Source organism: Bradyrhizobium lablabi (assembly GCF_018131005.1).
GTDB lineage: Bacteria > Pseudomonadota > Alphaproteobacteria > Rhizobiales > Xanthobacteraceae > Bradyrhizobium > Bradyrhizobium lablabi_D.
In genome coordinates this window covers 188,319-201,541 of record NZ_JAFCJK010000012.1, presented here as the reverse complement: position 1 = coordinate 201,541, position 13,223 = coordinate 188,319, and the positions used below count along the sequence as shown (strand labels likewise).

Genomic DNA, 13,223 nt, shown 5'->3' with positions numbered 1-13,223 from the left:
ACCAGGATTTTTCTCAACTTTGGGAGTGGGGTGATTCCTTGGACGAGACATATCCGGAGTGGCCGCGATCTGGTGCGCCGCGCGCTCGAAACCGCAAACCAAAGCGGCGATCTCAATTGGGAGGCGTCCTGCTACGCCCACTTGAACACAAACCGTCTCGCGGCGGGCGATCCGCTTGATGAGGTGCAACGCGAAGCCGAGCGTGGTCTCACCTTTGCGCTGAAGATCCAGTTCCGTCTCGCCATTGACCGCGTCCGAACCCAACTCGGATTGATTCGGACTCTCCGCGGCTTGACGCCGACATTTGGCTCATTTGGCGAAGAGGGCTTCGATGAGCATCTCTTCGAACACGGTTTGAATAACCCAGCTTTGGCGCTGGCCGAGGGCTTGTACTGGATCCGCAAGATGCAGGCGCGTTTCTTTGCTGGCGACAACGCGGGCGCCCTCGAGGCCTCAGGGAGGGCGCAACGGCTGCTGTGGACATCACCGTCAATGTTCGAAACGGCGGAGTTCAGCTTCTATGATGCGCTTGCTCATGCGGCGTCATACCATCGCGCACCTTCCGAGGAGAGGCAGCAACATTTTGAGGCTCTTGTGGCCCACCACAAACAACTCGAAATGTGGGCGGAACACTGTGCGGAAAACTTCGAGAACCGCGCAGCGCTAGTTGGTGCGGAGATTGCCCGGATTGATGGCCGTGCGTTCGATGCCATGAATCTTTACGAACAAGCTATTCGTTCGGCACAGGCAAACGGCTTGGTCCACAACGAGGCGCTCGCCAACGAAGTCGCCGCACGCTTTTATGCCGGACGCGGGTTCAAGAAGATTGCGCATGCCTATCTGCAGGACGCGCGGTCTGCATACGTCCGTTGGGGAGCCGACGGCAAGGTACGCCAACTCGACGAGTTGTATCCGCACCTCAGGGAGGAAAAGCCGGTTGCCGGCCCCACAAGCACGATCGGGGCACCCGTCGAACAATTGGATCTAGCTACTGTTATCAAAGTCTCGCAAGCCGTGTCGGGCGAGATCGTTCTAGAAAAACTCATCGACACGCTAATGCGCACAGCGGTTGAGCACGCGGGTGCGGGGCGAGGCCTGTTGATCCTTGCGGTAGGTGATGGGTATCGGATTGAGGCGGAAGTCACGACCGGCAATAATACGGTGACCGTCGGTCAGCGACAAGCAAGTGTAACCGCTGCAGATCTGCCGGAGTCCATCCTACACTACGTGATCCGGACGAAAGAGAGCGTTCTTCTCCACGATGCCGCAGCCGCGAACCCGTTTTCTGCCGACAAGTACATTCATCAGCATCACGCCCGTTCAATTCTCTGCCTGCCGCTGCTCAAACAGGGCAGACTGGCCGGTGTACTCTACCTCGAAAACAACCTGGCGGCCCACGTTTTCACACCGGACCGCGTCACAGTGTTGAAGGTGCTTGCGTCGCAGGCGGCAATCTCGCTCGAAAATTCGCGGCTTTATGACGACCTCGCGGATCGGGAAGGTAAGATTAGGCGTCTGGTCGACGCCAACATCATTGGGATCCTCATTGCCGACCGCGAAGGTCGAATTCTTGAAGCCAATGACGCGTTTCTACGTATCTTAGGATATGAGCGTGAGGACTTGGTTTCGGGCCGCGTGCGCTGGACCGAGTTGTCCCCGCCCGAATGGCGCGAGCGCGACGTACTGACTTTGGCAGAACTGAACTCAACCGGGACAGTTCAGCCGTTCGAGAAGGAGTATATCAGGAAAGACGGCAGCCGCGTTCCTGTGCTTATCGGCGCGGCTCTGTTCAAAGAAGGAGGCGACGAGGGCCTTGCATTCGTGCTCGATTTGACAGAGCGCAAGCGCGTCGAGGAAGCGCTTAGCCAGGCACAGAGACTCAGCCGCACCGGCAATTGGATCTACAACGCGAAAACGAAGCGTTACCTCTATTGGTCGGACGGGAGTTACAGGATCTGGGGATTTGATCCGCTGCAGGGCCTTCCAAGTCGACAAAGTATGTGGGAACGCATCCACCCAGAGGACCGCGACAGTGTGTGGGGAGCGGTTCAGGAAGCTGTGCGCCAGAAAAGAGATTTCATGGCCGAGTTCAGACTGCTCCTGCCTGATGGAACAATCAAATGGGTCGAAGGAACCAGCTATCATGTGTTTTCCCCCCAGGGCACGGTGAGTGAGGTTATCACCACAACCGTCGATGTGACGGAACGAAGGCGGGCACAGGACGAACGTGAAAAGCTGCGCCAGCTCGAGTTGGATTTCGCCCACATGAACCGCGTGAGCATGATGGGAGAATTGGCCGCCTCGCTGTCTCACGAAATTCTGCATCCGATCGCTACCGCTCGTAACAACGCCCGTGCAGGGACGCGCTTTTTGGAAATGAATCCGCCAAATCTGGATGAGACCAGGGAAGCGCTCGCTTGCGTTGTCAGGGACACGGACCGAGCCAGGGATATCGTCGGACGGATGCGTGATCACATCAAGAAGGCGCCTCCGCGAAAGGAGCGTTTTGATCTCAATTCGGCTACCGACGAAGTCATTGTACTGGCGCAAAGCGCGATCCACAGGAATGGCGTTTCGGTCCAAACTCGGCTTGCAGATGGACTGCTTCCGGTTATGGGGGATTGCGTTCAGCTGCAACAGGTCTTGCTGAACTTGATTCTGAACGCGGCTGAAGCAATGGGCTCGGTTGAGGAAGGGGCAAGAGAGTTGTTGATCAGCACCGAGGAAGATCAGACAGGCGCCCTCGTAGCCGTACGCGATTCGGGGCCGGGTATTGATGCGAAGCATCTCGATCGAGTCTTCGACGCCTTCTACACCACGAAGTCCGGTGGAACCGGGATGGGGTTGTCGATATGCCGCTCCATCATCCACGCACATGGGGGCAAGTTGTGGGCGGAAGCGAACGAACCTCGCGGCGCCGTGTTTCAATTTACCCTGCCGGCGGACAACGACTCATGAATTGTCTTCAATCGGCGCACCCGGCTGCAGAGCCGAACGCAGGCATCGCTCGAGATGGTCGTCGTCCACTGGCTTGCTGAGGTAGCAAACAACCCCGTCCTTTAGAGCCTGATCCCTGACGATCTCATCGGGGTAGGCGGTAACGAGGATCGTCGGGATCGCGTACCCTGCATCGACCAAATGCCTGTGCAGTTCGACTCCGGTCATTCCGGGCATGTTAACGTCGGTGACCAAGCAGGCGGTTTCAGGCACGACGCGGGATGCCAGGAAATCGGCCGCCGACGGAAACGCTTCGACAGTGTAGCCCAGCAACATTATTAGTTTTCGGATTGAGTCACGATAGGGCTGATCATCGTCGACGATGGATATCAGTGTACGGTTCAACATTGCGGCTTCCAGGCCCCTCCGCCGGCCGGCGAGGCAACGCCTCGCGCTGCATGCAACGTAGTGTCAGGGACATTCCCTAATAACGCAATGTCGGCGTCCCTAAGCGATGGCTTAGGCCTCCGGCTATCCGCTTGGGCAAAAGATTCTGTTCATCTCGACGGATTGTGCGTAGGATGATGCCGGAATACGGAAAAATGCGCTTCCCCAAACGCAGGATACCGGGAATGGGTGAGGCAAATCCCAGTGTCTTGGTTATCGATGACGATCCCGAGTTTCGCGACTCGGTCGCGCGGCTGTTGCGGACAGTCGGCTTACATGCCCGACAATTTTCGTCCGTTCCCGATTTTCTCAAAGCGGATCCGCCGGACGGTCCTACTTGCCTGGTGCTCGACGTAAGAATGCCGGGGCGAAGCGGTCTCGAGCTTCAGAGCGAACTTGCCGCCACAAACAGGCAAGTTCCGATCATCTTCATCACAGCGCACGCTGACGTGCCGATGACCGTGCAAGCGATGAAGGGCGGTGCGATAGAGTTCCTTACAAAGCCATTCCGTGATCAGGATCTGCTTGACGCCATCGAGGCCGGCCTCGCCCGCGATCGTGCCCGTCGAGAGAGTGATAGGGCATTGGCTGCGCTCAAGGAGCGTTTCGACATGCTCAGTTCCCGCGAGCGTGAAATCATGCTCGGCGTCCTGGCCGGTCGCCTGAATAAACAGATTGCCAACGATATCGGCATTTCCGAATCCACGGTGAAGGTGCATCGCGTGAACCTGATGCGGAAGATGAAGGCACGTTCACTTCCCGAACTCAGTCGGATGGCGGACCTTCTCAATATAAGACTACAGCAGCCGCAAAACTTCTGAGCCCGAAAGGCATGTCCTCAGTGTTTTCGTGCGAGGGCGCCACCTGCGCGCAAATTGCGTCTACGTATTTTGCTGCGCCGCTGATTCCCTCCCTTAGGTGCCCATCCGGCTAACGGATTCAGGGCGCGGGGATTGCGCCCTCACTCCTAAGCGATCGCTTAGCGCAGGCAGCGACAAGCGAACCTCACAGTACCTCCGCGCAATCGACCGCAGCGCCCCAAGCCATCAACATGCGGCCGTCGACAGTCACCGAGGTCGCCTTCCGCCTTCCCCCCTCTTGGTGAACGACCACGAGCGCCCGAGTCCGGACGGGACGACGCAAGGCTCGTCGGTATGACCAGCAGCAACTTGACGGAGAACAGAACAACCCATGGAGCTTCATCAAGTTCGCTACTTCCTCGCCGTCGCGTCCACGCTCAACTTCACCCGCGCGGCAGAGCACTGCAATGTCACGCAGCCTGCCCTGACCAAGGGCGTGCAGAAGCTCGAGGAGGAGCTCGGCGGCCAGTTAATCTACCGCGAGCGCCAGCTCACGCAGCTCACCGACCTTGGAAAGGAAGTCCTTCCGATGCTGGACCGCACACTGGCCTCGGCAGAGGCGGTGCAACGCAGGGCCCGGGAGTTCCGACGCAAGGAGGTCGCGCCACTGAAGATCGGCCTCGCCCCCTCCATCTCGGCATCGCTCGTCCTCGATCCGATCGCGGAGATCGCAAAGTTCGTCCCCGGACTTCAGGTCGAGCTGCGCGAGGGCGCAGCGGAGAAGCTCGTCGACCTCTTGCTTGAGGGGGAGATCAATGCAGCAATGGTCGGGGACGTGCAGGACATACCTGCCCGCATCGACGATTGGTCGTTGTTCGAGGAGCGCTACGTCGTGGTTCTCGCGCCGACGCACCGGCTCGCAAACCGTCCCTCGATCGGCATCGATGACCTCCGCGAGACCGTCCTGCTGGAACGCGGCGAATGCGACGTCGCCCCGAAGATCCAGCGGTCGTATTTCTCCGAGGAACCGCCCCGCCTCGGGCACTGCAGCGGCCACGACTTGCACCTGCAGCACATGGCCGCGGCTGGCTTCGGCGTGATGCTCGCTCCCGAGCACATGCCGCGCCTTCCGACCCTCAAGACCATTCCGCTCGAAGGCGACCTGGTTTCGCGGGAGGTGCGGCTACTGGCTGTGCAGGGGCGCCGCTACTCGCCGGCGCTGGACGCTTTCGTCAAGGTCGCGCGGCTTCGCGACTGGTCGTTCGAAGGCCCCGACCGGCGAGGGCGCCCGCATGACCACGACAAGCGCGCCGGCGGCCAACCGCTTCCAGCCAATCGATCCGCAGCCTGACAACTCCCCACCCATGCCAAGCCAGACCGACAAGACACTCGCCCGGACTCGCGCCGAACTGTTGACGACGTTTACCGCTGCGGACTGGGAGTCATACAATCACCTCGTGGGCTGGCTCCGCGATACAGACGTGGCATCGCACGCGTTGAAGGTCGGAGACGACGCGCCGGACTTCCTCCTGCCGGACGCCGACGGCCGTCTCCACTCCTCCGAACAGCTGCGCCGTGACGGACCCCTCGTCCTGAGTTTCTTCCGAGGCGGCTGGTGTCCGTTCTGCACCGCCGAGCTTTGCGCTCTCCAGGCCGCGAAGGATGAGTTCGAGAGCGTCGGCGCGACCCTCGCAGTCGTGACGCCCGAGACGAGAAACTTCCCGCGGCAGCTAAAGCAGAGCCTGGGCTTGGACCTGAACGTGCTCTCCGACGTCGACTACCGCGTTGCCATGTCGTATGGCGTGGTGTTCCGGGTGCCCGACGAGACCAAAGCGCACTATTCCGGGCTCGGCTTCGACTTCGGCGCGCGGCATGGGTCGCCGGTCTGGATGTTGCCCATTCCCGCGACCTACGTGATCGACGCGGAAGGCCGGATCCGCAGCGCGTTCGTCGAGCCCGACTTCACGATACGGGAGGAGCCGGCGCAAATCCTGGCCTCGCTGCGCCAGGCCGCTTCCACGTCCTAGGGAGGGTGGCAGAAGGTGGAAAACGACATCCGGGACAATCCTGCAATGAGCCGGTTTGAAATGCCCCTCGCCGACGGTGCGCTCGCAGTCGCCTATTACAAGGTTGAGGACGGTCGCGTCGCCCTGCTGCACACGGAGGTGCCACAAGAGCTATCCGGCCTAGGGTACGGATCGAGGCTGGCGCATGGCGTTTTCGAAACGTTGCGACGCGACGGGAAAAGAGTAATCGCGAAGTGCCCCTTCATGTCCGCCTACGCCGCGCGGCACCCCGAGTACGGTGCACTCCTCGACGGCTGATCGCGGACGAACGGGACGCAGGCGCGCACGCGCTTTTGGACGACAATACCTCACGCCTATAGAATGCATGTCCAAAGGGAATTTCTAATTTGGTCGGCTGCATCCGATCTTTGGGTCTGCCAGGCCGCCGAGCACACGCGGTCGGCTCCTCAATTGAAACAGTGATTGAAGCCGTAGCGCCGAGTCACCGCGCCGCGCGCGGACAGAAAAGGAGACCCCATGAAATTATCGAAGACTGTCGGCCTGGCCGTCGCCGTCTCGCTGGTCGCCGGCACCGTGGCGGCGATCGCTCAGATCCGCGGAGCGGCTCCGGCCGACCCGACCGCGAACGTGGTGGACGCCGCCGGGCACCTGCGCGTGCCGGCAGACTACCGAACCCTCTACCAAGCGCTCGGAAGTTGGGCGATTGCCGCCGACAGCGGCGAAGGCTCGAAGGAAATGCACTCCGTCTACGCATCTCCGGGGGCGATCGACGCCTACCGGAAGACGGGGCACTTCCCGGACGGCGCCGTTCTGGTGAAGGAGGTCTTCGCGACCTCGACGAACGCGATGACCACCGGCACAGTAAGCCACGCCGACGAGCTCAAGGGCTGGTTCGTCATGGTGAGAGACAGCAAGGGAACGCACCCCGGCAACCCGTTGTGGGGCGACGGGTGGGGATGGTCGTGGTTCGACGCGGACAAACCGCTCAAGACCACCTCGACCGACTACCATTCCGATTGCCAGGGGTGCCACGTGCCCGCCAAAGACACCGATTGGATTTACGTGAACGGATATCCCGTGCTGCGCCGCTAGGCGGCCGCATGAGTAGGCGCTCTCCTCTTGCTGCTGTTTCGCGGAGGCTACTGTCGAGCCCGGCAAGCTGGTGTGGCAAGGCATAAGATGGAAGGACTTATTGTGACTATTCGTTTCGATTGTCGACCTATCGGGTCCGAATCAACGTTCAGACTACAAAGGGCGTATGGAGGTCGGCGTGTCCTTCTCGGTCTATGACATCACAGTCCCCGTCATGGTGCATGGACTGAACGTAATGGACGACTATCTCGACCACGCCCAGGCACTCGAACGAACCAAGGCGTTTCAGCCTGGGAGGATTCTTGGCGAGCGGCTCGCGCCCAATATGCTCACTTTCGGAGGACAGTTCTCCGTAAGCTGCAACAAGGTCGAGGCGCACATGGCGAAGCTGATGCAGCGCGACGCGCCAGCACCCCACAACACCCTCATGATGTACCCGGCGTTGAAGGGGCGGCTCCTCGAGACGCGCGGCTTCCTGCAAAACGTGCAGCCGGACGAGATTTCCGGCGCGCAGTCCCACACATACGAGCTGACGCCGCCTATCGTGCGCGGGTGGTTCGGCGGCGACGACTACATCCGGCACCTGGTGTTGCCCGACTTCTTCTTCCACATCTCGATTGCGCACGCGATCCTTCGGCGCCTCGGAGCGAAGATCGGGAAGCGCGACTACCTCGGCAACCTCAGTCAGCAGAGCGGCGGTGACTACTCGTGAGAGGCGGACGCGCTGCGCGGCACGGGCCGAGGCCTTCAAGACGGGAAGGCAAGTTTAGGGGACGCAGATAGTGAGCGAGTTGCAAAAGGTCATTGGCGCGCCGCAAGGCGAAGCGGACTTCGAGGCTGGAGGCGCGAATTACAGTTCCATGAGACGTTTCGCCGAGACAACGACATGCATATGATAGATCTACTCGCGAGCGGGGTTGCTCACGACTTTAATAATAGATTGCAGTGCATGGCCAGCGTCCTCAGCCTGATACGCGTGCGCGTTGCCGCGGGGCGCACGTCCGACCTCGGTTCTCTCATAGAAGTTGCCGAACGGTCATTAGATAGCGCGGGCAAGCTCGCGCATCGTCTTATGACCGCTGCGCGTAAAACGCCTCATCAATCAGACAGTCTATTTCAACTTAACGATGCCCTCCTTTCAATGAGTGATCTGCTGCGCTGCATCGCCGGAGAAGGAATTGCGCTACGCCTGGCTTTATCGGATTCGGTAACTCGGATCCGATGTGATTCTCACCTGCTCGAATGCGCGATCATAAACCTTGTGATAAACAGCCGAGACGCCATGCCCAAGGGAGGTATCATTACAATCGAGACCGGCAACACTTACTCGCCCAAAGGCGACGATGGCCAAGAGTATGTTTCCCTATGTGTCACTGATTCCGGATCCGGCATTACCTCAGACGTCCTGGAAAAGGTATTCGAACCGTTCTTTACGACGAAGCCACCAGGTGTCGGAACAGGGCTTGGACTTCCGATGATACGCCATTTTGTTGATCGGGCGCACGGCCACATCGAAGTTCACAGCACCCCGCAACAGGGCACATGCATAAAGCTCTACTTACCGGTTGCGGCCGAAAGCTAGATGGAAGCGGCTTAAGTCGCTACTCAGTCTCGCGCCACGAAATCACTTTGGACATGGCGGAGTGGTGCGATGCGCAGTTTGTGATGGCGAGCTTGGTTCGTTCATCGTGCAGGTTGCACTTCACGCGGGTATCAGAGCGGAGCCGCTGCGAGCGGCGCTCGGTTCAGATAGCGTCCATACGCGGGACGTCAGTACCTCGTCGAAGGTTGTGTGGCGATATCTGCGCGCTATGTGCTCGCTGCTGCAGTCTAAGCCCCTCGCGAGCCGCCCGCTTTCGCCGCGTCCGGTGTCAGGGTCAACGAGGCTGTAAAGGCGCCGCCGATCGAGGTCGCAGCGGCTACGGCGAGGCCGACTTCGTAGCCGGACGCGAAAGATGCGACACCGGCGGCCAGTGCCACCCCGGCAAGCTGTGCAATCCGGCTCGCCGCATTGTTGATGCCGGAGGCGAGCCCTTCGTCGGCCTGATCCACACTCGACATGACCGACGCGGTGAGCGGCGCCACGAGCACAGCGAAGGACAGGCCCAGCAGGGTCATGGGTCCGATCACGCCGAGCATCAGGGATTCTTTCCGGCCGAGCGCCATCAAGAGATAGGCGAGTGCCGCACCTGCCGGTCCCGCTATGAGCATGACCCGCGCGCCGATCTTGTCCGCCAACGCGCCGAAGACATTCGACAAGAGCCCCACGCCGAGCGTGAAGGGCAGGAATGCCAGCCCGGCGTCGGTCGACGACAGGCCGCGGCGATCGACGAGATCAAAGGGTAGCAGAAAGAACATGATCGAAACCCCCGCATAGACCATCAGTGTCGCGACGTTCAGCCCGAGGAAGGCGCGGTTCTCCACCAGCCGAGGCGGCGTCATCGGGTGCTCGCTTCTGAGCTCCCAGAAGGCGTAGACGGCGAGCCCGACAATGCCTAGCGCGGTGACGATCATGAGCACTGTGACCGGCCGGGCTGGATTATCCGCGGCGGCCTGAGCTTCGCTGGGGCCGATCTGGCTGAGCGCCCAGGCGAGCGCACCGATAGCCAAAGCGAGGATCGCGGCGCCAATCACGTCGAACCTGCGCTGGATGCGGCCGTCTTTCGGCGCGAAGACCAGCAGGACTCCCACTGCTACGAGTGCGAGAGGCGGGTTGATCCAGAACACGGAAGGCCAGCCAAAGGTCTCGGTGAGCCAGCCGCCCAGGACAGGACCTCCGGCGGTGGTGAGAGCCGATGCCGCGGCCCATACGCCAATCGCCCGGTTCCGCTCGGCGCGCGGATAGGTGGCCCCGATCAGGGCGAGGCTGGCAGGGGTGACGATCGCGGCGGCCGCGCCCTGCGCGACGCGGGCAGCGATCAGCCAGGCGGGCGAAGGCGCCAGCGCGCAAGCCGCGGACGCCAGACCGAACAGGACGCAACCGAGCCCGAGCATGCGCGCCTTGCCATAAACGTCCGCGAGCGCGCCGCCGATCAATGTCAGCGAGGCGAGCGCCAGCATATAGCCGTTGAGAACCCATTGAACGGAGGCGAGGTCCGCTCCGAAATCAGCGCGCAATCTCGGTAACGCAACGGGCAGCGCTGTCCCATCGATGAACGCCATCGAGGATGCGAGCACACAGGCCGTGAGCACCATGCGCCGGCACCGGAGCGGCGCTTCCCGCCCGAGCTCCCGCGGGCAGGGTTCTGCATCGATAACGCCGCGGCCGCATCGCCCTACAAACGGCTGCACCTCGTGACGGCAGACTCGTCGTCTCTTGTCTGTAGGAGGGGTCATTCGCAGTCTCGTTTTGGGCTGTAGGTACTTCTGACAGCGGTCTCACACCGTGGCGGTCGAACCCCCGGCGAGGGAAATCACCTCTCGCCATAGAGTCGATAGACGATCGTTATTGCCTCGCCGCACGGCGGCGATGCCGACGCGGCCTACGCAACTTGCCTTGATTTACGAATGGCAAAGAGGACCGTCGCAGCAGTATTCGCCGCTGCTATGGAAACTATACATACCGGCTATTGGTAAGTTTCGCCCCGCGCTGCGATCAAGGGGCACCACTGTCGCAGGTTTCATCGAGTAGGCAACCTGGGACGAATATTACTCAATTGCGTGACCCATGGCCGCGGGCATGAGATGTCGAACGGGCTTTCGCTGGAACATGCTGTGGAGAAGAGAATGCTGCTACCTCGTCGACCGGTTCCAGAACTGCGCGTGCCGACCCTTGCTCATGGCGACTTTGACCTCGCTGCCGACGCGCCGGAGCGATTTACGTTGATATCCTTTTATCGCGGGCTCCATTGTCCGGTCTGTCTCAAGTATCTGCGCGACCTGGAAGCGCTGATCCCTGAATATGAGCGTCGTGGCACAAAGGTCATCGCCGTCAGCTCTGACGTTCCCGAGCGCGCTCAGGAAATGGCGAGCAAGGTCGGCGCCAGCCTGCGATTTGGACATTCGTTGCCGCTGACGGTTGCGCGTCAATGGGGACTATATATTTCGGCGTCGTGCGGAAAGTCGTCGATCAACGTCGAGGAGCCGCCGTTATTTTCGGAGCCAGGCGTATTCCTCGTCCGTCCGGACGGCACTTTGTACTACGGCGCGGTTCAAACGATGCCGTTCGCACGTCCGCTGTTCTCGGAATTGCTTCAGGCGATCGACTTCGCCATCTTCAAGGATTATCCGGCGCGTGGCGAGTATGACGGCCCTCTCTGAGCGGCCGTCAACGTAGCGGCTAAGGCCTAAGGCCAGAGGCGCCCACAGGAAGAGTCTCGGGAATACGTCTCGGCCCTTCATATGCGCCGACAAGTCTAGGAGAGAGAAAGTGACGCTCGATCATCCGATTTTCATTCGCTGATCGGCGAAAGCCACGACCCGGCCTTTCTCGCGCTCAGCTCCGCCGCCGGTTCGGCCGGCGATCGCGCCGGTACCGCGTCTGGCCTCAACAGTGCGGTCTCGCGCGCCGGGTCGTTCTTCGCCATCGCCGTGTTCAGCGGCGTCCTGCAGGGGGGCGGTCCCCAGCCGTTCTCGGGATTCTACATGGCGATGGCCGTAGCCCTCTCGCCACGCTCGCGGCGTTCATTATCGAACCGGGCCGGCAAGGTCGAGAGAAACAATGAGAACGAAGACCAACCTATAGGCAGAAGGAGAAAGCTCATGAAGATCCGAACCATTATCGCCGCCACCTGCACCGCCTTCTCGATGGCTGGCCCCATCCACGCCCATGATAGCGAAGCGCAAACCGTCACGAAGAAATTCGAGGCGGCCATTCCCAATATCCCTGGCAAGTCTCTGATCGCCTTGGAAGTCGATTACGCGCCCGGCGCGGCCTCCGTGCCTCACACGCACGCGAAGTCGGCTTTCATCTACGCCTATGTGATTTCGGGCGCTATCGAGTCGAAGGTGAATGACGGCGAGACACGCATCTATCATGCAGGCGAGGGCTGGTCGGAACCGCCGGGCGCGACCCATTCGATCAGCCGCAACGCGAGCAAAGTCGAGCCGGCAAAGCTGCTCGCTGTCTTCGTCCTCGACCACAACGACAATCCGCTGACGACGCCCGTCAAGTAACATACTTGCTGCGCCAGGCGACAATGCGCGGGGATGATATCGGCCGCGAGTCTACGGCGGCCGTCATCCGCCGTGTCACCGAAAGCGAAAATATCCATCACGTAAATGACAGCATCGACTCGGTTGAAAATGCATTTTGCCCGAGACGCAGCCATCGCTCGGCTTCCTGAGTGAGAAGTTTGAGGTATTCGTTATTTCGCCCGCTGGTCGACGCGACCCGATCGAGTTCAGATCGAGCCAGCGGGCGCAACCGCGGGAAAGTCCTTCTCAGGATCGAACACGTTATTGAAAAAGTTCGTCAGGGAGTACATGGCCACCAGCGCGATGATCTCCATGACGTTCGCATCCGTGTAGCCGGCATCGCGGACGGCTTTCAGATCGGCGTCACTGACCTTGCCGCGGCTCTCGATTACTTTGCGCGCAAACTGGACGGCGGCGTCCCGCTTCGGGTCGCCGGCATGTCCCTTTCGAGCAAGAATGATTTCATGTGCCGGCAGCTTGGCCATATGCTCGGCTGTAAAGCTGTGAACCGTCAGACAGTAGTTGCAGCCATTCACTTCGGAGACAGCGAGGCCGATGCTGTCACGCGTCTTCACGTCGAGCGCCTTGCTCAAGGAGCCGAACAGGGCCGCCCATGAGTTGAACGCTATCGGGCTCTGCGCGAAGGTCGCCATCATTTTTGGGGTAAACCCGATGTTCTTGGTGAATGTATCGAGCGTCGGTTTCGAATCGGCCGGCACCTGTTCCGACTTTAGGACTGCACTTCTTGGCATCGTAGTCTCCGCAATTCACTGGTCTTACTAAA

At 60.6% G+C, this 13,223-nt stretch carries 13 protein-coding genes; 10 read left to right on the top strand and 3 right to left on the bottom strand.

Annotated features, from left to right (window positions below):
• A partial coding sequence (locus JQ553_RS29755; RefSeq protein ID WP_212503609.1) for a sensor histidine kinase occupies positions 1–2,958 on the top strand: 2,958 nt, incomplete at its 5' end.
• Here the strand turns inward: JQ553_RS29755 and JQ553_RS29750 are convergent.
• Complete coding sequence (locus JQ553_RS29750; protein WP_212503608.1) at positions 2,953–3,345, bottom strand: response regulator transcription factor; 393 nt, start codon at positions 3,343–3,345, stop codon at positions 2,953–2,955. The genes JQ553_RS29755 and JQ553_RS29750 overlap by 6 nt on opposite strands.
• A gap of 224 nt (positions 3,346–3,569) precedes the next feature.
• Here JQ553_RS29750 and JQ553_RS29745 point away from each other — a divergent pair, with 224 nt between their 5' ends.
• The 7 genes from JQ553_RS29745 (at position 3,570) to JQ553_RS29715 (ending at position 8,885) form a co-directional block, all read left to right on the top strand.
• Positions 3,570–4,205: a response regulator transcription factor gene (locus tag JQ553_RS29745; RefSeq protein WP_212503607.1), complete on the top strand. Its 636-nt coding sequence runs from the start codon at positions 3,570–3,572 to the stop codon at positions 4,203–4,205.
• 370 nt (positions 4,206–4,575) lie between these two features.
• Entirely contained in the window at positions 4,576–5,535 is a 960-nt protein-coding gene (locus JQ553_RS29740; RefSeq protein ID WP_212503606.1) for a LysR family transcriptional regulator, read from the top strand.
• Entirely contained in the window at positions 5,477–6,211 is a 735-nt protein-coding gene (locus JQ553_RS29735) for a peroxiredoxin-like family protein (RefSeq protein WP_249144662.1), read from the top strand. The genes JQ553_RS29740 and JQ553_RS29735 overlap by 59 nt, the downstream gene beginning before the upstream one ends.
• A 15-nt stretch (positions 6,212–6,226) precedes the next feature.
• The gene (locus JQ553_RS29730; protein ID WP_312015209.1) at positions 6,227–6,508 is read left to right on the top strand and encodes a GNAT family N-acetyltransferase; all 282 of its coding nucleotides are present in this window, start codon (positions 6,227–6,229) and stop codon (positions 6,506–6,508) included.
• 219 nt (positions 6,509–6,727) lie between these two features.
• Positions 6,728–7,303 (top strand): cytochrome P460 family protein, encoded by a 576-nt coding sequence (locus tag JQ553_RS29725; RefSeq protein ID WP_212503605.1) that lies wholly within the window; start codon positions 6,728–6,730, stop codon positions 7,301–7,303.
• Positions 7,304–7,481: 178 nt separating this feature from the next.
• A complete protein-coding gene (locus tag JQ553_RS29720; protein WP_212503604.1) occupies positions 7,482–8,015 on the top strand; it encodes a DUF1993 family protein in 534 nt (177 codons plus the stop codon).
• A gap of 237 nt (positions 8,016–8,252) precedes the next feature.
• Entirely contained in the window at positions 8,253–8,885 is a 633-nt protein-coding gene (locus JQ553_RS29715) for a sensor histidine kinase (protein ID WP_212503603.1), read from the top strand.
• A gap of 248 nt (positions 8,886–9,133) precedes the next feature.
• On the opposite strand, the gene JQ553_RS29710 is transcribed toward JQ553_RS29715, so the two are convergent.
• Positions 9,134–10,498, bottom strand: a complete 1,365-nt coding sequence (locus tag JQ553_RS29710) for an MFS transporter (RefSeq protein WP_212503602.1) — start codon at positions 10,496–10,498, stop codon at positions 9,134–9,136.
• Between the two features lie 531 nt (positions 10,499–11,029).
• Between JQ553_RS29710 and JQ553_RS29705 the strand changes: the two genes are divergently transcribed.
• A complete protein-coding gene (locus tag JQ553_RS29705; protein WP_212503625.1) occupies positions 11,030–11,563 on the top strand; it encodes a peroxiredoxin-like family protein in 534 nt (177 codons plus the stop codon).
• A gap of 441 nt (positions 11,564–12,004) precedes the next feature.
• A complete protein-coding gene (locus JQ553_RS29700; protein ID WP_212503624.1) occupies positions 12,005–12,418 on the top strand; it encodes a cupin domain-containing protein in 414 nt (137 codons plus the stop codon).
• A 227-nt stretch (positions 12,419–12,645) separates the two neighbouring features.
• Here JQ553_RS29700 and JQ553_RS29695 read toward each other — a convergent pair whose 3' ends face one another.
• Positions 12,646–13,191 carry a carboxymuconolactone decarboxylase family protein gene (locus JQ553_RS29695; RefSeq protein WP_212503601.1) on the bottom strand — a complete coding sequence of 182 codons (546 nt, stop codon included), beginning with the start codon at positions 13,189–13,191 and terminating at the stop codon, positions 12,646–12,648.
• Positions 13,192–13,223: the final 32 nt, after the last annotated feature.

Coding starts and splice junctions, on each gene's coding strand:
- JQ553_RS29725 (WP_212503605.1), top strand. CDS start 6,728: ATGAAATTATCGAAGACTGTCGGCCTGGCCGTCGCCGTCTCGCTGGTC.
- JQ553_RS29710 (WP_212503602.1), bottom strand. CDS start 10,498: ATGGTGCTCACGGCCTGTGTGCTCGCATCCTCGATGGCGTTCATCGAT.
- JQ553_RS29740 (WP_212503606.1), top strand. CDS start 4,576: ATGGAGCTTCATCAAGTTCGCTACTTCCTCGCCGTCGCGTCCACGCTC.
- JQ553_RS29735 (WP_249144662.1), top strand. CDS start 5,477: ATGACCACGACAAGCGCGCCGGCGGCCAACCGCTTCCAGCCAATCGAT.
- JQ553_RS29700 (WP_212503624.1), top strand. CDS start 12,005: ATGAAGATCCGAACCATTATCGCCGCCACCTGCACCGCCTTCTCGATG.
- JQ553_RS29695 (WP_212503601.1), bottom strand. CDS start 13,191: ATGCCAAGAAGTGCAGTCCTAAAGTCGGAACAGGTGCCGGCCGATTCG.
- JQ553_RS29750 (WP_212503608.1), bottom strand. CDS start 3,345: ATGTTGAACCGTACACTGATATCCATCGTCGACGATGATCAGCCCTAT.
- JQ553_RS29745 (WP_212503607.1), top strand. CDS start 3,570: ATGGGTGAGGCAAATCCCAGTGTCTTGGTTATCGATGACGATCCCGAG.
- JQ553_RS29715 (WP_212503603.1), top strand. CDS start 8,253: ATGGCCAGCGTCCTCAGCCTGATACGCGTGCGCGTTGCCGCGGGGCGC.
- JQ553_RS29705 (WP_212503625.1), top strand. CDS start 11,030: ATGCTGCTACCTCGTCGACCGGTTCCAGAACTGCGCGTGCCGACCCTT.